At 72.0% G+C, this 18,367-nt stretch carries 19 protein-coding genes and 2 pseudogenes; 7 read left to right on the top strand and 14 right to left on the bottom strand.

Going from position 1 to position 18,367, the window contains the following annotated elements; translation table 11 throughout:
* Positions 1–13: 13 nt before the first annotated feature.
* The 5 genes and pseudogenes from B1H29_RS35530 to B1H29_RS35510 form a co-directional block, all read right to left on the bottom strand.
* Positions 14–718: an alpha/beta fold hydrolase gene (locus B1H29_RS35530; RefSeq protein ID WP_055420071.1), complete on the bottom strand. Its 705-nt coding sequence runs from the start codon at positions 716–718 to the stop codon at positions 14–16.
* Between the two features lie 72 nt (positions 719–790).
* Positions 791–931 (bottom strand): annotated as a pseudogene (locus B1H29_RS40275) (dihydrofolate reductase family protein); the annotation flags it as partial.
* 104 nt (positions 932–1,035) lie between these two features.
* Complete coding sequence (locus B1H29_RS35520) at positions 1,036–1,650, bottom strand: DUF998 domain-containing protein (RefSeq protein ID WP_055420073.1); 615 nt, start codon at positions 1,648–1,650, stop codon at positions 1,036–1,038.
* 204 nt (positions 1,651–1,854) lie between these two features.
* The gene (locus tag B1H29_RS35515; protein ID WP_055420855.1) at positions 1,855–2,379 is read right to left on the bottom strand and encodes a hypothetical protein; all 525 of its coding nucleotides are present in this window, start codon (positions 2,377–2,379) and stop codon (positions 1,855–1,857) included.
* 299 nt (positions 2,380–2,678) lie between these two features.
* Positions 2,679–3,413 carry a dienelactone hydrolase family protein gene (locus B1H29_RS35510; protein WP_055420074.1) on the bottom strand — a complete coding sequence of 245 codons (735 nt, stop codon included), beginning with the start codon at positions 3,411–3,413 and terminating at the stop codon, positions 2,679–2,681.
* 385 nt (positions 3,414–3,798) lie between these two features.
* Between B1H29_RS35510 and B1H29_RS35505 the strand changes: the two genes are divergently transcribed.
* Positions 3,799–4,236 carry a glutaredoxin domain-containing protein gene (locus B1H29_RS35505; protein WP_055420075.1) on the top strand — a complete coding sequence of 146 codons (438 nt, stop codon included), beginning with the start codon at positions 3,799–3,801 and terminating at the stop codon, positions 4,234–4,236.
* Between the two features lie 11 nt (positions 4,237–4,247).
* On the opposite strand, the gene B1H29_RS35500 is transcribed toward B1H29_RS35505, so the two are convergent.
* From B1H29_RS35500 to B1H29_RS35480, 5 genes are all read right to left on the bottom strand, one after another.
* Positions 4,248–5,909 (bottom strand): ABC-F family ATP-binding cassette domain-containing protein, encoded by a 1,662-nt coding sequence (locus B1H29_RS35500; RefSeq protein ID WP_055420856.1) that lies wholly within the window; start codon positions 5,907–5,909, stop codon positions 4,248–4,250.
* A gap of 163 nt (positions 5,910–6,072) precedes the next feature.
* On the bottom strand, positions 6,073–7,116 hold the full coding sequence (locus tag B1H29_RS35495; RefSeq protein ID WP_055420076.1) for a DUF2891 domain-containing protein: 1,044 nt from the start codon (positions 7,114–7,116) through the stop codon (positions 6,073–6,075).
* The gene (gene pcp, locus B1H29_RS35490) at positions 7,116–7,766 is read right to left on the bottom strand and encodes a pyroglutamyl-peptidase I (RefSeq protein WP_055420077.1); all 651 of its coding nucleotides are present in this window, start codon (positions 7,764–7,766) and stop codon (positions 7,116–7,118) included. The genes B1H29_RS35495 and pcp overlap by 1 nt, the downstream gene beginning before the upstream one ends.
* 58 nt (positions 7,767–7,824) lie before the next feature.
* Positions 7,825–8,799: a DUF979 domain-containing protein gene (locus B1H29_RS35485; RefSeq protein ID WP_055420078.1), complete on the bottom strand. Its 975-nt coding sequence runs from the start codon at positions 8,797–8,799 to the stop codon at positions 7,825–7,827.
* Positions 8,796–9,515: a DUF969 domain-containing protein gene (locus B1H29_RS35480; RefSeq protein WP_055420079.1), complete on the bottom strand. Its 720-nt coding sequence runs from the start codon at positions 9,513–9,515 to the stop codon at positions 8,796–8,798. The genes B1H29_RS35485 and B1H29_RS35480 overlap by 4 nt, the downstream gene beginning before the upstream one ends.
* Positions 9,516–9,744: 229 nt before the next feature.
* Here B1H29_RS35480 and B1H29_RS35475 point away from each other — a divergent pair, with 229 nt between their 5' ends.
* The 6 genes and pseudogenes from B1H29_RS35475 to B1H29_RS35450 all read left to right on the top strand — a co-directional run bounded on the left by B1H29_RS35475 (position 9,745) and on the right by B1H29_RS35450 (position 13,892).
* Positions 9,745–10,497, top strand: a complete 753-nt coding sequence (locus tag B1H29_RS35475) for a LamB/YcsF family protein (RefSeq protein WP_055420080.1) — start codon at positions 9,745–9,747, stop codon at positions 10,495–10,497.
* Positions 10,494–11,159, top strand: coding sequence for a 5-oxoprolinase subunit B family protein (locus B1H29_RS35470; protein ID WP_055420081.1), 666 nt, complete (start codon positions 10,494–10,496; stop codon positions 11,157–11,159). The genes B1H29_RS35475 and B1H29_RS35470 overlap by 4 nt, the downstream gene beginning before the upstream one ends.
* A complete protein-coding gene (locus B1H29_RS35465; protein WP_055420082.1) occupies positions 11,156–12,013 on the top strand; it encodes a biotin-dependent carboxyltransferase family protein in 858 nt (285 codons plus the stop codon). The genes B1H29_RS35470 and B1H29_RS35465 overlap by 4 nt, the downstream gene beginning before the upstream one ends.
* Before the next feature lie 122 nt (positions 12,014–12,135).
* Positions 12,136–12,399: pseudogene (locus B1H29_RS35460) on the top strand (ABC transporter ATP-binding protein); the annotation flags it as partial.
* A 147-nt stretch (positions 12,400–12,546) separates the two neighbouring features.
* Positions 12,547–12,717: a 50S ribosomal protein L32 gene (rpmF, locus tag B1H29_RS35455; RefSeq protein ID WP_055420083.1), complete on the top strand. Its 171-nt coding sequence runs from the start codon at positions 12,547–12,549 to the stop codon at positions 12,715–12,717.
* Between the two features lie 5 nt (positions 12,718–12,722).
* On the top strand, positions 12,723–13,892 hold the full coding sequence (locus tag B1H29_RS35450; RefSeq protein WP_055420084.1) for a GTP-binding protein: 1,170 nt from the start codon (positions 12,723–12,725) through the stop codon (positions 13,890–13,892).
* Positions 13,893–14,020: 128 nt separating this feature from the next.
* On the opposite strand, the gene B1H29_RS35445 is transcribed toward B1H29_RS35450, so the two are convergent.
* From B1H29_RS35445 to B1H29_RS35430, 4 genes are read right to left on the bottom strand one after another with little or no spacing between them, the layout of a single operon-like run.
* On the bottom strand, positions 14,021–14,662 hold the full coding sequence (locus tag B1H29_RS35445) for a LutC/YkgG family protein (RefSeq protein ID WP_055420085.1): 642 nt from the start codon (positions 14,660–14,662) through the stop codon (positions 14,021–14,023).
* A complete protein-coding gene (locus B1H29_RS35440; RefSeq protein ID WP_079160649.1) occupies positions 14,659–16,083 on the bottom strand; it encodes a LutB/LldF family L-lactate oxidation iron-sulfur protein in 1,425 nt (474 codons plus the stop codon). Before B1H29_RS35440 ends, B1H29_RS35445 begins: the two co-directional genes overlap by 4 nt.
* Positions 16,080–16,835, bottom strand: a complete 756-nt coding sequence (locus tag B1H29_RS35435; protein ID WP_055420088.1) for a (Fe-S)-binding protein — start codon at positions 16,833–16,835, stop codon at positions 16,080–16,082. The genes B1H29_RS35440 and B1H29_RS35435 overlap by 4 nt, the downstream gene beginning before the upstream one ends.
* Positions 16,835–18,334 carry a rhamnulokinase gene (locus B1H29_RS35430; protein ID WP_055420089.1) on the bottom strand — a complete coding sequence of 500 codons (1,500 nt, stop codon included), beginning with the start codon at positions 18,332–18,334 and terminating at the stop codon, positions 16,835–16,837. The genes B1H29_RS35435 and B1H29_RS35430 overlap by 1 nt, the downstream gene beginning before the upstream one ends.
* Between the last annotated feature and the right edge of the window lie 33 nt (positions 18,335–18,367).

The following is an 18,367-nucleotide window of genomic DNA, read 5'->3' as shown; positions in this document are numbered from 1 at the left end:
CATAGCAAGGGGGTTACCAGGCCGTGTCGAGGAGGATCCGCGCCAGTCCGTCCGGCTGGGAGAACATCGGCCAGTGGCCGGTGTTCAGCTCGACCAGCCGCCACTGCTCGCCGGCCAGTAGCCTCACCACGTCGTCGCTCGGCTCGGCACCGTCTAGCAGGCACTTGATGTACGTCGCCGGAAGCTCGCCGAGCGGCCGGGCCAGCACGGCCGGGTCGGCCAGGGAGGCACCCGGGTGCGGCGTCGCACCGTCCACGAGCCGGGCGGTCTGCTCATCGGTGAGGCCCTGACCGTCGCAGTCGGCCTTGGTCAGCGGTGCCCAGAAGCCGCCGTTCCCGGCGAGGGCGGCTGCCAGCTTCGCCGGGCCCTCCCACCAGGTGGAGACGAACGACTCGCCGTCGGCCGGAACGCTGGAGTCGACGAAGACCACGCGCGCCAGCCGGTCGCCGATCCGCTCGGCGGCCTGACCGACCGGGATTCCCGAGTAGCTGTGCCCGACCAGCACGACATCGCGCAGATCGAGGCGCTCGACCTCATCGACGATGTCCCTGACGTGAGTCTGCTGCCCAGCAGGCAGGCCCCTCTTGTCGGCGAGGCCGGACAGCGTCAACGGGTGAACGCCGTGGCCGGCCGCACGCAGCGTGGGCACCACGTCATCCCACGCCCACGCTCCGAGCCACGCGCCTGCGATCAGTACGAAGTTTCGACATGGCCGCACAGTAGTGGAGGGGTCTGACAGCGCCCCACGAGAACCCGGGCTCGGCGGGCGAGCCGGCTGACGCGCCACGCGTTAGCGGAGGTAGACGACTCTCGGGCCCAAGGCGCGTGTCTCGACGAGTTCCGAGATCCACCCGGCGCTCACGCCGCGGAAGAACGGAATGCCACCATCCACCAGCACCGGGCAGACCTCGGCCCGGTACTCGTCGATCAGCCGGTCGGACCGGACCGAGCACGCGGACCGTTCCTGACACGGCGAGTCCCACGGAGGCTGAGTGCCGAGCGGCACCGAGTCGGCCGGCGCGCGCGGTTGTCCAGTCAGGGCGCGGGACCGGCCGTCTGCTCGGCCCGTTCCTCGGCGTGGTGAGGGCTGGAGGCGGCGACCGCGAAGGGCCACACCGACTGGACAGACGTCACGACGCGTTCGGCGACGCCGGCGTTGCCGTGTAGCTGCATCTCGATCAGGAACCACACTCCACCGGCGGCCATCAGAGTGGTGATCGTGATCGAGGGCGCAAGCCGCAGCGTCCAGGGAGCGGCTGCACCACCGTTGGCGGCAAGTACCGGCCACACTGCCAGGAGTGTGAAGCCGACCACCACCACCGCGCCGTGGCGCAGTGAACCCCCGCTGCTCGGTGCGGGAAGCAGTGCCACTGCCAGCGCGGCGAGACCACCGCCGCCCAGCGCCACGCGTCCGGCGGTGGCAGCGGTCCGCAGTCCCCAAGCGGTCAGCAGGTGACAGGCGCCCAAGGCCAGGAACGCCGCCGTCATCACCCAGAAGCCGGAAGCTCCGTAGGCCCCCAGGGTGCTGATCGTTTGAGTGGCGGGATCATAGGCACGCCCTTCGAAAAGTGCCGCGCCCGTCCAGCCTCCGATCAGCAGGACGGGCGCGCACCCCGACGAGAACAGGACCCATTTAGGGACGAATTGCATTGAGTAACCATAAAGCGACACCTGGGTGGATCACGGGCCGGTCCGCCGACGGCGGGCAACACCGGCGGCCGGACGGGCGGCGCCGAGGGCCCCGACTGCCGCCGGCCCCGTTCGTCTCGCGCGGGTCAACCACCACTGCGCGGCGGCGGACCGTCGCCGTGACGCGGTCGCCGCTCCGGGACGGTGTGCCGCCCGGTGAAGCGGTCAGGCGGCACGGCAGAGCACCGCGGGGGCGGTCGGGGCGGGGTCTCGGGCCACGGCCACGTGGGCCGGGCGGGCGGTGGAGACGGCGGCCGCGGCCCGCGGGCGATTCCGGGCGAAGACGACGAGGCGGAGCACCGCGAACCGCCCGGCACCGGCGAGGCCGGAGGCGGACAGGTAGACGGCCTGCTCGAGCATCGCACCGGGTGCCGCCCACAGCTGATGCAGGGCGAACATCGCTGCGCAGGTCACGGCGTACGCGGCCGCCGCCGACCCGGCCGACTGCACATGCTGGCGCCGGGTCGCGCACCGGCCGGCGCCGAAGGTGAAGCGGGCATGGAGCTCAGTGGCGAGGAGGGTCGAGCCCGCGGTGATCAGGGCGTTGGCCAGTGCCCAGGGGATCCAGACGGCGACGGCCGTCACGGCGAAGCTGGAGGCGACTCCCACTCCGCCGCCGCAAAGCACGAAGCGAACGAAGGAAGCCAGGGCGCCGGGTGCCATCCGCCGCCGACTCCGTGCTGTATCCATCATGCGCCCCCTGCCGGCCCAGGAGCGAAGGTCGCGTCTCCCGTACTGCGCGACCTTCGCCCCACTGTTTTCCGTGCTGGAAACGCTACGTTGCGTTCATGTACGACGCAATCGATTTATTGCGTCCGATCGATATAAGCGCAGACAGATGCCCGTAGTTCGTTGCAATGCCTCAACTTAACGCAACGAACTCAGAGTCTCCTCGTTGCAATGATGCGCGATGGTCGCCATGCGCCCGGGTTGCGGGTCCGCAGCGTCGATCCGCGACCGGTACGCAAGGGCGTCCGCCGACCGACGTCTCAGCCCCCGGTCAAGGTGCGGCCGAGAAGGGGCAGCAGGTGGTCCCAGTGGCGCCGCAGCGCGTCGGGGTCGAAGGCCTCGGTGTCGGACATGGTGAAGCCGTGCACGGTGCCGGGGTAAATCTCGGAGGTGTAGTCGACCCCCGCGGCGTCCAAGGCCCGGTTGAGCTCACCGAGAGCCTCCGGCGTCACGTCCGACTCGGCGTGCCCCAGGTAGACCTCGCCGGTGAGACCCCGCAGGCCGTCGGGCCCGTCGGCGCCCACGGGACCGTGGAATCCGGCGACGGCGGCCACCTGGCCGGGGTGAGCCGCAGCGGTGCGCACCGCCAGGAGGCCGCCTATGCAGTAGCCGGTCACCGCGACCGGTCCGGCGCCGGTCTCGGGTTGGGTGGTGAGATACCCGAGGTAGGCGTCGGCGTCGCTCAGGACACGTTCGACGTTGTGCGCCTCGATCATGGACATGATCTGGGCGAAGACCGCCGGCCGGACCTCTTGACCGATGCGCTCGGGAAGTTCGATCACCGGAGCCGGGCCGTGCCGGTAGAACACGTTGGGGACGAGCACGTAGTAGCCGTGCCCGGCGAGTTCGCGGGCCATCTCCCGCAACGCGGGCCGGATGCCGAAGCCGTCCGAGTACATGAGCACCGCCGGGTGCCGCTCGCCGTGGTCGGGGAAGGCGGCGAAGGCGTCGGCCCGGCCGTCCGCGGTGGGAATGTGCAGCGTCTTGGTGGGCATGATTTCTCCTGTCGTGGTTGACGTGTCGAGCTCTGCTCAACACGACAGGAGGCGGAGCCCGCGCCGCGGCGCGGGATCCTTGATCCGACAGCGGGTCCGTACCGACCCGTACGGCGCTCAGAGGAGCGCCGGGTCGCCAATCCGTGTGTGGCGCAATGCCGTCCCGGTAGTCATCGCCGCACAACGTAGCCCACGGGCAGGATCGATGCCAACTCCCTTTGTTCACCTTGCTGTTCGTGAGAGTGACCTCGGTCGTGAGGCCCCGGCGCCCCGGTCCGCGGGTGCCCGGCGGACGCCGGATCCGAGGACAGGCCGCGGTCGCGGGTGGTCACCGGCCCCGACCATGCCTCTCCGCCGCCGCGGACTTCCCCTAGTCTTTACCGGCATGATGCGCGCGTGGATGTTGCCGATGTCGTTCGTGGTCTCGGGCGTTCTCGTCTCGACCACGCTGTTCGTCGACGGCTCCCGCGGTGTCGCCGTTGCACTTGTGCTCTTGTTCGTCCTGCTCGCGGGTCTGCACTCGCCGCTGGCCTTCCCCCGGTCGGTCGGAGCCGCGGAGGCACAGCGCCGGAGCGCGGTCGACGGCCGACCCGTCGTCTACTGGCGGGCGGGCTGCACGTACTGTCTGCGCCTGCGGTTCCGGTTGGGCCGCGGCGCCCGTCGGCTGCATTGGGTCGACATCTGGCGTGACCCGGCCGGCGCCGCGGTGGTCCGAACCGCCAACGAGGGTGACGAGACCGTGCCGACCGTCGTGGTGGCGGGCCGGCCGCATGTCAACCCCGACCCGAAGTGGCTGCGCGGGCAACTCCCTCCGAGCGCTTGACGAGAAGGTCGTCAGTTTCGACGGGTCTTCTCGCCCGCCACGGGCAGCTCGAGACGCGACCCGCGGAAGCGTTCCCGCAGGAGTCGGTCGTGCGTCACCACGACCAGCGTGCCGGTGTAGTGGGCCAGGGCCGACTCGACCTCCTCCACCAAGGAGGGGGCCAGGTGGTTCGTCGGCTCGTCGAGCAGCAGCACGTCGAGTGGGCCGGCCGTGACGAGTCGGGCCAGTTCGAGCTTGCGGCGCTGCCCGACGGACAGCGCCCGTACGGGAACCGCGAGGTCGGCGGCGTGGAACAGACCGAGCGCGAGCAGTACGTCGGCGTACTCGTCCGGCTGCCCCGCCTTGCCGGCGGCGAAGGCCGCGAGCAGCGTCCGGTCGTCGAAGGCGGCTTCGGGCGGGCTCTGCTGACGCAGGAACCCGACCCGCCGCGGCCGGCGCACGGCACCGGCGTCGGGGGGCAGTTCCCCTGCCAGCAGTTGGAGAAGGGTGCTCTTGCCGACGCCGTTGGGTCCGGTGACGAGCAGCCGGTCACCGGGGGCCAGTCGCAGTGACGGAACGTACAATCGCCCCTCGACCAGGGCGCCTTCCAGGTGAACGGCCGTCGCCGTGTCCGCTGCGGTCGGCGTGCCGTCGACGCGGCCCGTGAACCGCAGCGTCTTCGGAGGCGGCGGCACGGGGTGGTCCGTGAGCCGTTGCAACCGCTCGCGTGCGTTCCGGATGCGGCTCTGTGCACCGTGGGACCGCGAGCGCGCCCGGAACGCCCCGGCGCCGCTGAACGCCCACGGGCCCTTGCGGGGGATCTCGGCCAACTGCCCGATACCGGACTCGGCCAGGTGTCTGTGCCTGCCGACCTCGACATTCCATTGTTCGTGTTCCCACACCCACCGGGCCCTGGCGGCCGACTTGGCGGCGAGATAGCCGGCGTATCCGTTGCCGTAGCGCCGTACCGTGTGCTGATCGTGGTCCACCTCCAGCACCGTGGAGGTGACGCGGTCCAGGAACGCCCGATCGTGCGTGGCCACGATCACCGTGCCCCGATGGCGGCGCAGGCGTCCTTCGAGCCAGGCCACGGCCTCGTCGTCCAGGTCGTTGGTGGGCTCGTCGAGCAGCAGCAGTTCGGGGGCCGATGCCAGGGTGGCGGCAAGCGCGAGCCGGGAGCGCTGACCTCCGGAGAGGGTGCCGAGCGGGCGCGTGCGGTCTATGGACGCCTGCTCGCCGAGTCGGCGCAGGCTCACTTCGACACGGCGATCCGCTCCGTGTCCGCCGCGTGCCTCGAACTCGGCCGTCAGCGCGGCGTAGTGCGCGAGCTCGGCCGGGCCCGCCGCGGCCAGCGCCTCCTCCGCGTGCCGGATGCGGCGTTCCAGGGCGCGCAGTTCGCCCAGTACGTGGTCCACGGCATCGCCGACGCACGTGGCGTCCGGCAGGTCGAGAGTCTGGCGCAGGTGGCCGATCCCGCCCGGCGCGGAGACGGTCAGGCTGCCGTTGTCGACCGGCTCCTGTCCCGCGAGCAGCCGTAGGAGAGTGGATTTGCCGGAGCCGTTGTCCCCGACGATCCCGGCCTTCTCGCCGGGGCGGACGGTGAAGGAGACGCGGTCCAGCACGATGCGGTCGCCATAGCGCTTGGTCACCTCCGCGAGAGCGATCTGGGAGGTGGTGAGGGAGGAAGCAGCCACGGTGGTGCCGACGGGGGCAGGGTGCAAGGGCGGTCCTTCGCTGGGCGGACGGGAGGGTGCGGCAGGCGGAACGGGAGCCCCGTCCTCCTGCCGACGGACAAGAGTCTAGACGAGACGTTCCGTCTCGTCTAGTACCCCCCGAGCCCGGGCCCGACGACCGGTGTCAGCCGCCGGTGACAGGGTCGAGTGCCAGCGCCGCGAAGGTCGCCAGCCAGTGATCGGTGGTGAAGTCGCCGCGCTCCACCGCCGGCAGTCCCGCCGTGAGGTGAGCCTCGGCCGCCGTGGCCAGGCGAGTGCGGACCGAGCCGTCGGGCAGGGCGTCGGCGAGGGAGCGCAACGCGGCCGCCCTGCTGAGGGTCAGGCCGAGCAGATGGCCGATCTGCGGATCGGCCCGGTCGGAGACGACCGGTACGTCGAGCGGCGGGCAGGGGGCGCCGGTGCCAAGCGCGGGCAGGAAGCGGTCGAGCCACTGGGCGAACCGCTCCTTCGGGAGCACCCTGCGCATCGCGTCGGCCTCGCTCAGCGCTGGGGACAGGAAGTCCTGTCCCGACGGTTCCCAGTGCGCCGGTGCGTCGTGGTCGTCGGCGAACCAGGTCAGCAGGCGTTCCCGTACCGCACGGTCGGTCGCGGCCGTCAGTTCTCGCGAGTCGAGTGCGAGGGGCAACGCGAAGGCGCTGTTGGGGTGGTTGCCGTGGCGTACGGGATACGTCGCCTTGGGCAGCCAGTCGGCCAGCAGCCGGTCGACGGCTGCGACGGCCGGTGCCAGGGCCGCGGTCCAGCGCGCACCCGCCTCGCCCGCGAAGGCCCTGCGCGCACCCGCCTCGCCCGCGAGGGCCCGGCACTCGGCGGCGAGCGCGAGCAGCCAGGCCCAGCCGTAGGGCCGCTCGAACGAGGGGTGGTCACGGAGGTAGGCGGCTTCCGCGGCGAGTTTGGCGGGGGTCAGGTGCCGGTCGAGTACGTCGACGGCCGGCCCGGTGTCCGGCAGGGCGGGTGTTCCGCCGTGGCGGCGGAGCAGCCGGACCAGGAGCCAGTGCATGTGGACGGAGGAATGCCAGTCGTAGGCACCGTAGAAGGCCGGGTGGAGGGCGCGGGGAGCGCGTGGCTCGTCGGGAGAGGCGATCAGGTGGGCGGGGAAGTTGGGGTACTCGCGGGTGATGTTGGCGAGGGCGAGCCCGGCGAAGGGGGCCGCGTAGGTACCGAGCGGCATCAGTGGGTGGCTCCTTCGGTGACCTTCAGGTCCTGGTCCGCCGGTGTGCGGGCGGCGGTGGCCAGCAGGGCGCGCAGGCCGTGGGCGACGGTGGCGGGCGGCAGGGACGGCGCGGTGCCGTCGGTGACCTGTTCCGGGGCCCAGGGGACGTGCGCGAAGCCGCCTCGTGTGTGCGGGAACTCGGTGGCGATGAGATGGCCGAGGCCGTAGGCCACGTGGTTGCAGACGAAGGTGCCGGCGGTGTTGGAGAGGGCGGCGGGGACTCCGGCCTCGCGCATCGCGGCGACACAAGCCTTGACGGGGAGGGTGGAGAAGTACGCGGCGGGGCCGCCGGGGACCACCGGTTCGTCGACGGGCCGCCGGCCGGCGTTGTCGGGGATGCGAGCGTCGTCGACGTTGAGGCCGACGCGTTCGACGGTGACGCCGGGGCGTCCGCCCGCCTGGCCGAGGCACAGCACCAGGTCGGGGCCTTCGGCGCGGACGGCGTCGCGCAGTACGTCGAGGGACTGCCCGAAGACGCAGGGGAGTTCGGTGGCGGTGACGCTGAGTCCGGTCGGCGGTTCGGCGGCGACCAGAGAGGCCGCCTGCCAGGACGGGTTCACGCTCGCGCCGCCGAAGGGCGCGAAGCCGGTGATGAGGACACGGGTCATGGACATTCCTTGCGGGTCGGGCGTACGCCGGTGCGGAGGAGGGGGCCGCGGTGGCGGCTCAGAAGGCGAAGAGCGACATGATGACGGTGCAGCAGCCCAGTAGCGCGATGCCCGTCGGGAGCTGTGCCTTGATCGGCCCGTACTGGTCCTTGAGCTCGAGCAGGGTGGCCGGGACGATGTTGAAGTTGGCGGCCATCGGGGTGCAGAGCGTGCCGCTGAACCCGGCCAGCATGCCGATCGCGAGGACGGCGGGCTCGTTGCCGTGCATCTGCTGGATGAGCACGGGCCAGCCGATCGCCGCCGTCATCACGGGGAAGGCGGCGAAGGCGTTGCCCATGATGACGGTGAACAGGAACATGCCGACGCAGTACGTGATGACGGCGAGGTACTTGGAGTCGTCCGGCAGGACGTCGTTCACGATGTCGCCGACCTGGGTGCCGACTCCGGCGGCGGCGAAGATCGAGCCGAGTACGGCCAGGAGCTGCGGCAGCACCAGGGCGGAGCCCATCGCCTCCAGCATGGAGCGGCCGGAGTGGATCGGGACGGAGAGCCTCTTCTCACCGGTGACCAGCATGCCGACGACGAGTGCGACGACGCATCCGAGGCCGAGCCCGAGCAGCGTGGCCTTGCCCGACTCGAACAGGCCGGACTCGTCGAGCACGGAGGCGCAGACGATGGCGACGAGCGGGATGGTGAGGGCGGGAACGAAGATCTTGCTCCCGAGCCTTTTGGCGGAGGCGTCGCGCTGCTCGGCGGTCGTGGTGACCGGGACGCCCTTGCCGAGGAAGTTGAACCCGGCGAGTCCGATCAGGGCGAGGACCGCGACGCCGAGCGGTTCGGCGGGCAGGGTCCAGTCGCCGTTGTGGGCCGTGGCGTTGGCGACACCGGTGCCGTAGGGGAAGGTGAGCCCGAGCAGGCCCCAGAACGCGGCGGACGTCCACCGCTTGGGGTTGCTGCGGTCGGCGGCCATCTGCACGGCCATGACGACGAAGACGAGGCCTATCAGCCAGTACAGCCATTCGACCTTGATCACTTGTCGGCCCCCTCGGGAAGCGGCAGGTCGTGCTCGGCGGCGGCGAGCGCCATCTCGCGCTCCAGTTGCCTGTCCAGGAGCAGCAGCCGGGCACCGTGGATGACGAAGGCGCAGACGGCGAGCGGGATCGCCCACAGGGCGAGCTGGGTCGGTTCGATGTGCTGCTGGTAGGTGGAGTTCACGAAGCCGGTGATCAGCAGGATGGAGCCGATCGCGATGAAGCAGTCCTCGCCGAAGAAGACGCCCACGGTGTCGGCCGACGCCGAGTAGGAGCGCACCTTCTCGCGCAGGCGGTCGGGCAGCTTGGCCCCCGCGGAGCGTTCGGCGGCGGCCTCGGCCATGGGGGCCACCAGGGGCCGTACGGTCTGTGCCGGGCCGCCGATGCTGTTCAGACCGAAGGCCGCGGTGACCTGCCGGACCAGCAGGTAGACGGTGAGGAACCGGCCGGCGCTGAGCCTGCCCAGGCGGCCGATGAGGTGGCGGGCCTGTTCGCGCAGTCCGTAGCGCTCCAGCAGGCCGATCACCGGGAGCACGATGGCGAAGACGGTGACCGAGCGGCTGTCGGCGAAGGACCGGCCGAAGGCCGCGAGGACCTCCGGCGGGCTCATCTTGCCGAGCAGTCCGGTGACGATACCGGCGACACCCACCACGAGGACGGGGTTGCGGCGCGTGACGAATCCGAGGATCACCACGACCACACCGAGGAGAACGATCATTCGGTGGCCTTCTTCAGGCAGGAGGGGGCAGGGCACGGATCCGGGAGCTTCGGAGCCGTGACCTCACAGGTCCCGGGACCATAGCTCCAGATGCGTGACAGATGCATGGCAGATGCACGGACCCTAGCGATCGTTGAACGATCTAACAAGGGGTGGATTTCCGGGCGCCGCCGTGACCCGAGAACACGACCTCTTGTCGGATCGTTCAACAATCGTCTACGTTCAGGATGTGATCGACCTCAACGCAGATCTCGGTGAGGGCTTCGGCCGCTGGACCCTCACCGACGACGACGCCCTGCTCGCCGTCGTCACCAGCGCCAACGTCGCCTGCGGTTTCCACGCGGGCGACCCCTCGGTGATGCGTCGCGTCTGCGAGCTCGCCGCCGAGCGCGGGGTGCGGATCGGGGCGCAGGTGTCCTACCGCGACCTGGCGGGCTTCGGACGGCGGGCCATGGACGTGCCCGCCGGTGAACTGGCGGCCGAGGTGGCGTACCAGATCGGCGCGCTGCGGGTGTTCGCCGAGGCCGCCGGGGCCGAGGTGGCCTACGTGAAGCCGCACGGCGCGCTCTACAACCGCACCGTCCACGATGCCGAGCAGGCCCGTGCCGTCGTGGCCGGGGTGCGGCTCGCGGGCGGTGCGCTGCCCGTGCTCGGCCTTCCCGGCTCGCGGCTGCTCGACGCCGCCGGGGAGGCGGGGCTCACCGGGGTTCCCGAGGCCTTCGCGGACCGCGCCTACACCGCGCGGGGCACCCTCGTCCCCCGCCGCGAGGCGAACTCCGTGGTGACGGACGAGGACGCGGTGGTACGGCAGGCACTGGCGTTCGCCGTGCGGGGCGCGGTCGAGGCCGTGGACGGTACGACCGTCACGGTCGCCGCCCGTTCCCTCTGCGTGCACGGCGACACCCCCGGCGCAGCCGGGATCGCGGCGCGGGTGCGTGCGGCGCTGGAGGCGTCGGGGGTCGGGATCGGGGCGTTCGCGTGACGCGGAGCCGGTCCCTCACGGTCCGTCCCGCCGGCCGCCGCGCGCTCCTCGTCGAACTTCCCGACGCCGAGCGCACCGCGGCCTTCCACGCCGAAGTGCTGCGCCGGCGCGCCGCCGGGACCATGCCGCCCGTGGAGGAGATCGTGCCGGGAGCCCGGACCGTCCTACTGGACGGCGTGCCGGACCCGCAGGCCCTGGCCCGCGGGCTCACCGAATGGGAGGTACCGCGGGGAGCCCCCGACGACGGGGAGGTCGTGGACATCGCGGTGCGCTACGACGGGCCGGACCTGGAACACGTGGCGGCACTGTGGGGGATCGCCCCGGAAGAGGTCGCCGCACGCCACACCTCCCGCACCTACCGTGTCGGGTTCTGCGGTTTCGCACCCGGCTTCGCCTACCTCACCGGACTTCCCGCGGAGTTGCACGTGCCCCGCAGGACCACGCCGAGGACCCGGGTCCCGGCCGGCGCGGTCGCACTCGCCGGCCCCTACAGCGCCGTCTATCCCCGCGCCACGCCGGGCGGCTGGCAACTGATCGGCACCATGCCGGACCCGGGACCGCTGTGGGACCCCACCCGGGAGCGGGCGGCGCTCCTCACCCCGGGGGCGCGCGTGCGCTTCGTGACGGCGGACGCCCTGACCGCGGCGGGGGGCACGACATGACGGCCAAGCTCACGACCGTGCGGGCCGGCGCGCTCACCACGGTGCAGGACTCGGGCCGGCGCGGCCACGCACACCTGGGAGTGCCGCGCTCCGGGGCACTGGACGCGACCGCGATGCGGCTCGCCAACCGGCTGCTCGGCAACGATCCGGACGCCGCCGTCCTGGAGACCACCCTGACCGGCTGCGCGCTGCGGCCCGACCACCCCGTCACCGCCGTGGTCGGCGGTGCGCACTGCCCGGTGACCGTCGACGGGCGGCCGGTGGCCTGGGGCGCTCCGGTGCGGGTACCGGCGGGCGCGGTCCTGAACGTGGGCACGGCTACCGCGGGCGTGCGCTCGTACGTGGCGGTGGCGGGGGGCATCACCACCGAACCCGTCCTCGGCAGCCGCTCGACGGACCTGCTCTCGGGGCTGGGCCCCGGGCCCCTGCGGGCCGGGCACGTCGTCCGGGTGGGCACCCCGGCACGGCCGGTGGCGCCGGCCGTCGCCGTCCCCTGGCCCGGACCGCCCGGCGAACTGGTCCTGCCGGTACGCCTGGGCCCCCGTGCCGACTGGTTCACCCCGTCCGCACTGCGCACCCTCACCTCGGTCACCTACCGGGTCTCCCCGCACAGCAACCGCATCGGGCTGCGCACCGAGGGACCGCCACTGGAACGGGCGACGACGGGGGAACTGCCCAGTGAGGGCATCGTCCTGGGAGCCGTGCAGGTTCCGCCGGACGGGCGCCCCGTGATCTTCCTGCACGACCATCCGACGACGGGGGGTTACCCGGTCGTCGCGGTCGTCGCGGAACCCGCCCTGGCGGCGGCCGCCCAGGCCACGGCCGGGACACCGGTGCGCTTCACACCAGGCTGACGCCGCGGGGAGGACCGGGGACGCCGCACGCGCCGCTGCAGGTCACCGGGAACTCCAGGCGTGATCACCCCACCCGTCGGTACGCCGGCCGCCCCACCCGGGCACACACGCCGGAACGCACCCAGAGAGTCGCCCAGGAGTCGGACCTGCTGCTCTTGGACGAGCCGACCACGACGCTCGGCCCAGAGGCCAGGGATTGCACAGCGACGCTGCTGACCGAACCGGCGGGCGAGGGCGTGACCGTCGTCCACGCCACGCACGACCTCGACGCCGCCCGCTCGGCCGACGCCTGCCTCCCGCTGCGCGAGGGCCGACCGGTGCGCCAGGGGCACCCCGGGCACCTCCCCACCCCCTCGACGCTCGCCAGGGTCCGGCAACCGGCCTGAGGCGCCGTCGGTGACGGCCGTCCGTCCGGCCCGCTGGAGACGGAAACCGTCATCGCACATGAAAACCGTTATCGTATGCTGGTGTCCCGCCCTCCCGTCGGCGGCGCACATCGCGCCGCGTGACGTGACAACCGAGAGGAACGACCCATGGCCGTGCCCAAGCGCAAGATGTCCCGCAGCAACACCCGCCACCGCCGCGCCCAGTGGAAGGCGAGCACCCCGAACCTGGTGCCGGTCACGGTCGACGGAGTGACCTACCGGGTGCCGCAGCACCTCGTGCCCGCCTACCGGCGCGGCCTCATGCGTCCGGAGGGCTGACCCCGATGCCCTCGCAGCGCCTGCCCGTCACCGTGCTGTCGGGCTTCCTCGGCGCCGGCAAGACGACGCTCCTCAACCATGTCCTCACCAACCGCGAGGGCCTGCGGGTGGCGGTGATCGTCAACGACATGAGCGAGATCAACATCGACGCCACCCTCGTACGCGGGGGCGAGGCGGCGCTCTCCCGGACCGAGGAACGTCTGGTGGAGATGACCAACGGCTGCATCTGCTGCACGCTGCGGGACGACCTGCTGGAAGAGGTCGACCGTCTCGCCCGGGACGGCCGCTTCGACTACCTGCTCATCGAGTCGAGCGGTATCTCGGAGCCGATGCCCGTGGCCGCCACCTTCGCCTTCGCCCGCGACGACGGGGCCACGCTGGACGCGGTGGCCCGGCTGGACACCATGGTCACGGTGGTGGACGCCGCGAACTTCCTCGACGAACTGGGCACCGGCGACGACCTGGCCGAGCGGGGGCTGGCTCCCTACGAGGACGACGAGCGCACCGTGAGCGACCTGCTGATCGACCAGGTCGAGTTCGCCGACGTGCTCGTGCTGAACAAGCTGGACCTGGTCCGCGAAGCCGACGCCGACCGGGTGCGCGGGGTGCTGGCACGTCTCAATCCGACGGCCCGCCTGGTCCCCTCGGTGCACGGCCGGGTCGGCGTCCGCGAGGTCCTGGAAACCGGCCGGTTCGACCTGGAGCGCGCGCAGCAGGCGCCGGGCTGGGTCCGGGAACTCAACGGCGACCGTGTTCCGGAGACCGAGGAGTACGGCATTTCGTCCCTGGTCTTCCGGTCCTCCGCTCCGTTCCATCCCGGACGTCTGTGGGACTTCGTCACCGAGGACCTGGACAGCGGAACGTACGGCCACGTGCTGCGTTCCAAGGGTTTCTTCACGCTCGCCGGCCGCGCGGGCGTGACCGGCCTGTGGTCGCAGGCCGGGTCCGTGGCCCGCTTCGAGCCCTCCGGGATCAGGGACTCCGACGCCTCCCACGCACAGGAGTTGGTGTTCATCGGTGTCGGCCTGCGGGAGCCGGGGCTGCGCACCGCCCTCGCCGCATGCCTGCTGACCGAGGGCGAACAGGTACCCGTCGAGGACCCCTTCCCCGCCTGGGACACGGGGCGGGTGTGCGAGCTGGAGCACGACCACCGGAGCCCGGCGGCGGTCGTCTAGCCGCAGCGCCGGGGCGTCCGGGCCTGCCGAGCGGGCCCGGACGGCCTTCCGGACGCGAGACGAGGAGTGTTCCCGTCCGCGTCCCCGAGAAGCGGGGCCGGGCTCTCGGCTCTCCCTCCCCCGCGGAGTCAGTCCACCACCAGCACGACCTCCAGAGTGCGAGGCCCGTGGACTCCTTCCACCCGGTCGAGTTCGATGTCGCTCGTGGCGGAGGGCCCGGAGATCCAGGTGGTCGGGCGAGCCGGGTCGAGGCGCGGCAGGGCCCGCGGCAGGGAGGCGACCACCTGCCCGGGGACGTCGACTACGCAGATGTGCAGGTCGGGGATGAGAGTGAGGGCACGCCTGCCCTGCCCCGGGCCGGCGTCGAGTACGACGGTGCCGGTCTCGGCCACGGCGAGGGCGCAGCCGGTCACCACGGCGTCGGCGGAGTCGAGCTCGTGCGGGGTCAGGGGGACGTCGTCGAGTCGTTGCCGGGCGTCCGAGTCGGCGAGCCAGGCTCCGGGAAGGCCGGGCGGTACGACGACGGTGGCCGCGTCGTGGGCGGCGAGAAGCTTCCCGATGAGTGCCGGAAGGCCGTCCCGGGTGCTGCGGTGCACGCCCGCCCGGTAGTCGGCCAGGTTCTCGTGGAGGAGGTCGACCACCGCGGCGGGGTCGTCGGGGGTGTGGCTCACGAGGTAGTCGCGCGTGACCTCGGAGGGCTCGGGCGCCTCGGCGAGGGCCGCGCGCACTCGGCCCAGAACACGGTCGCGGGAGGAGGACGGAGACGTCATGCGTGATTCTTCTTCCACCAGTCACGGAACGGCTCGGCCGGCAGGTCCGGCAGGTCACGGCTGTTGGTCCACTGGCGAGCTCCGGGCCCGGGGAGCCGCTTGGGATGCAGCTTCCGCGTGCTGGAGGCGAGTCGTTCAGCGGCGTTGAGGGCGGCCGGGTGGTCGAGGAGCCAGGTCGCCGTCCGCATCGCGGCCCGTTCCAGGCGGTGCCCTGCGCCGCCCTGGTCGGCCACCTTCTCGCGCAGGTGGACCAGGACTTCCGGGATGTCGATGGCGACGGGGCACACCTCGTAGCAGGCGCCGCACAGCGAGGACGCGTACGGCAGGGAGGCGTCGATCTCGCTGCCCGTGCCCCGCAGTTGGGGGCTGAGGATGGCGCCGATCGGGCCCGGGTAGACCGAACCGTAGGCGTGTCCGCCCGCCCGCTCGTAGACGGGGCAGACGTTCAGGCACGCCGAGCAGCGGATGCAGCGCAGCGCCTGGCGGCCGACCTCGTCGGCGAGGGTGTCGGTACGGCCGTTGTCGAGCAGCACCAGGTGGAAGGCGCGCGGGCCGTCGCCGTCGGTGGTGCCGGTCCACATGGACGTGTAGGGGTTCATCCGCTCGGCCGTCGAGGAGCGGGGCAGGAGCTGGAGGAACACCTCGAGGTCGCGCCAGGTGGGGATCACCTTCTCGATGCCGACGACCGAGATCAGGGTCTCGGGCAGGGTCAGGCACATCCGGCCGTTGCCCTCGGACTCCACGACGACGAGGGTGCCGGTCTCGGCGACCATGAAGTTGGCGCCGGAGATGCCGACCTTGGCGCGCAGGAACTTCTCCCGCAGGTGCAGCCGGGCCGCCTCGGCGAGTTCGGCGGGCGTGTCGGTCAGGCCCTCGGGTGCCGGGCGGCCCCACTCGCCCATCTCGGAGCGGAAGATGTCCCGGATCTCGCCGCGGTTGCGGTGGATCGCCGGGACCAGGATGTGCGAGGGCCGGTCCTTGCCCAACTGCACGATCAGCTCGGCGAGATCGGTCTCGTAGGCGCGGATGCCCTCCGCCTCCAGCGCCTCGTTGAGACCGGTCTCCTGCGTCGCCATCGACTTGACCTTGACGACCTCGGACTCGCCTGTCGCCTTCACCAGGTCCGCGACGATCCGGTTGGCCTCCTCGGCGTCGGCGGCCCAGTGCACCGTCCCGCCGGCCGCCGTGACCGCCTCCTCCACCCGTACCAGATACCGGTCCAGATGACGCAGCGTGTGGTCCTTGATCCGCTTCCCCGCCTCGCGCAGCGCCGCCCAGTCGTCCAGCTCCGCCACCGCGCGGGCCCGCTTGTCCCGGATGGTGTGCGTGGCGTGCCGCAGATTCCCGCGCAGCGTCGTGTCCCGCACGGCGTCCCGTGCCGCCCGGGGGAAGGCCGGCATGCCCAGATACGTCCCGCTCATCGCAGCGGCTCCTCTTCCGTGCTCGCGAGGATCTCCGCGAGGTGCAGTGCCCGCTGTGGTGCGTCCTGGCGGCGCAGCATGCCGCCGATGTGCATGAGGCACGAGTTGTCGGCGCCGCACAGCACGTCCGCGCCCGTGGACATGGCGTTGCGGATCTTGTCTTCGCCCATCGCCTCGGACACGTCGGCGTTCTTCACGGCGAACGTTCCGCCGAAGCCGCAGCACTCCTCGGCGCCCGGCAGCTCGACGAGTTCCAGACCTCTGACCGCTTCCAGCAGCCGGCGGGGCCGGTCACCCAGGCCGAGCATGCGCAGCCCGTGGCAGGAGGGGTGGTAGGTGACGGTGTGGGGGAAGCAGGCGCCCACGTCCGTCACTCCGAGCACGTCGACGAGGAACTCGGTCAGCTCGTAGACGTGCGGAACGAGGGACGCGGCGGCGCCGGCCAGTTCCCGGCCCCGGCCCTCGGCCACCGCCTTGGCGCCGATCCGGGGGTAGTTGTCGCGGACCATGGCGACGCAGGAGCCGGAGGGCGTGACGACGTGGTCGTAACCCTCGAAGGCGCGGGCCGTGCGGAGTACCAGTGGTTCGGTCGCGCGGCGGTAGCCGGTGTTGTACTGCGGCTGGCCGCAGCAGGTCTGGGCGGCGGGGAAGTCCACCTCGACCCCGAGGCGCTCGAGCACCTTGACGGTCGCGATCGCCGTCGACGGGTAGAGGGCGTCGTTGACGCAGGTGGCGAAGAGGGCTACGCGCATCAGGGCTCCGTTCGGGCAGGGGTGAGCCTGGCGGCTGCCGCGTCCCAGGCGGCGCTGTCGCCACGTGGGGTGTAGCGCCTGAGGTGTTGGGTCGAGGCGACGAGCCGGCGCATCGCCGCCAGGTCGGCGACCAGCCCGGCGGCTCTGGCCTGGACGAGGATGTTGCCGAGGGCGGTGGCCTCGGTGGGCCCGGCGATGACGGGCAGCCCGGTGGCGTCGGCGGTGAGCTGGCAGAGCAGGTCGTTGCGGGAACCGCCGCCGACGAGGTGGATGTGGGTGATGTCGCGCCCGGCCAGTTCGGCCGCCTGCCGCAGGGTGCGGCGGTGGGCCAGTGCCAGGCTCTCCAGGATGCAGCGGACGACGGCACCCCGGCCGTCGGGGACCGGCTGGTCCGTACGGCGGCAGTGCTCGCGGATCCGTTCCGGCATGTCGCCCGGGGCGAGGAACACGGGGTCGTCCGGGTCGATGACCGCGCCGAACGCCGTGGACCGGGCGGCCTCGGCGAGGAGTACGGGGATGTGTGCGGGCAGCCCCCGCGCTTCCCAGATCCGGCGGCACTCCTCCAGCAGCCACATGCCCATGATGTTGCGGAGGTAGCGGACGGTGCCGTCCACGCCGAGTTCGTTGGTGAAGTTCGCGGCCCGGGAGTCCTCGGTCAGCACCGGGGCGTCCAGTTCGAGGCCGGCCAGGGACCAGGTGCCGCACGAGATGTAGGCGAAGTGCGGTTCGGTGGCCGGGACGGCGGCGACGGCGGAGGCGGTGTCGTGCGAGGCGACGGTGATGACCGGGGTGCTCGCGTCGAGACCGGTGTGGGCGGCGACGTGCGGCAGGAGGGTTCCCGCCGGGTCGCCGGGGTGGCGCAGGGGTGGCAGCAGGGCCGGGTCGATGGAGAGCCGGTCGAGGAGTGCGCCGGCCCAGGTGCCCGTGCGGGCGTCGAAGAGGCCGGTGGTGGAGGCGTTGGTCGCTTCCGTGCCGATGGTTCCGGTCAGCCAGTGGACCAGCAGGTCCGGAATCAGCAGCAGGGTGCGGGCGGCGTCCGACTGGCTGCTGCCCGCTGCCGAGGCCAGTTGGAAGACGGTGTTGAACGACAGGTGCTGCAGCCCGGTGATCCGGTACAGCTCCTCGGGTCCGACGCGCGGCCAGACCCGCTGGGCGGCGTCGTCGGTGCGGCTGTCCCGGTAGTGGTACGGGGTGCCGAGGAGTACGCCGTCGGCGTCGAGGAGCCCGTAGTCCACCGCCCACGTGTCCACTCCGATGGAGGCGACCGATCCGGTCCGGGCGGCCTCCCGCAGACCATCGAGCGTCTCCTGGAAGAGCGCGAGCATGTTCCAGTGCAGTCCGTCGGGCAGGCGTACGGGAGTGTTGGCGAACCGGTGGGCCTCGGTCAGGTCGAGGTTGTCCGGCCCTACCCGGCCGAGGATCACCCGGCCGCTGGTGGCCCCGAGGTCGACCGCGGCGAACGCCGAGGGGAAGGCCGAGGAGGCCGGGGTGGTGGTCACGTGGTGTTACCTCCGCTGTGCGCGGCGAGGAGT

The sequence above is a fragment of the Streptomyces pactum genome, assembly GCF_002005225.1.
Classification (GTDB): Bacteria; Actinomycetota; Actinomycetes; order Streptomycetales; family Streptomycetaceae; genus Streptomyces; species Streptomyces pactum_A.
The sequence above is the reverse complement of the archived record's forward strand: the minus strand, read 5'-3'. Positions and strand labels throughout refer to the sequence as shown.

Excerpts from the sequence above, each read along its gene's own strand:
- B1H29_RS35520 (WP_055420073.1), bottom strand. The coding sequence starts at position 1,650 with ATGCAATTCGTCCCTAAATGGGTCCTGTTCTCGTCGGGGTGCGCGCCC.
- B1H29_RS35515 (WP_055420855.1), bottom strand. The coding sequence starts at position 2,379 with ATGGATACAGCACGGAGTCGGCGGCGGATGGCACCCGGCGCCCTGGCT.
- B1H29_RS35510 (WP_055420074.1), bottom strand. The coding sequence starts at position 3,413 with ATGCCCACCAAGACGCTGCACATTCCCACCGCGGACGGCCGGGCCGAC.
- B1H29_RS35505 (WP_055420075.1), top strand. The coding sequence starts at position 3,799 with ATGATGCGCGCGTGGATGTTGCCGATGTCGTTCGTGGTCTCGGGCGTT.
- B1H29_RS35495 (WP_055420076.1), bottom strand. The coding sequence starts at position 7,116 with ATGCCGCTCGGTACCTACGCGGCCCCCTTCGCCGGGCTCGCCCTCGCC.
- pcp (WP_055420077.1), bottom strand. The coding sequence starts at position 7,766 with ATGACCCGTGTCCTCATCACCGGCTTCGCGCCCTTCGGCGGCGCGAGC.
- B1H29_RS35480 (WP_055420079.1), bottom strand. The coding sequence starts at position 9,515 with ATGATCGTTCTCCTCGGTGTGGTCGTGGTGATCCTCGGATTCGTCACG.
- B1H29_RS35465 (WP_055420082.1), top strand. The coding sequence starts at position 11,156 with ATGACGGCCAAGCTCACGACCGTGCGGGCCGGCGCGCTCACCACGGTG.
- rpmF (WP_055420083.1), top strand. The coding sequence starts at position 12,547 with ATGGCCGTGCCCAAGCGCAAGATGTCCCGCAGCAACACCCGCCACCGC.
- B1H29_RS35450 (WP_055420084.1), top strand. The coding sequence starts at position 12,723 with ATGCCCTCGCAGCGCCTGCCCGTCACCGTGCTGTCGGGCTTCCTCGGC.
- B1H29_RS35445 (WP_055420085.1), bottom strand. The coding sequence starts at position 14,662 with ATGACGTCTCCGTCCTCCTCCCGCGACCGTGTTCTGGGCCGAGTGCGC.
- B1H29_RS35440 (WP_079160649.1), bottom strand. The coding sequence starts at position 16,083 with ATGAGCGGGACGTATCTGGGCATGCCGGCCTTCCCCCGGGCGGCACGG.
- B1H29_RS35435 (WP_055420088.1), bottom strand. The coding sequence starts at position 16,835 with ATGCGCGTAGCCCTCTTCGCCACCTGCGTCAACGACGCCCTCTACCCG.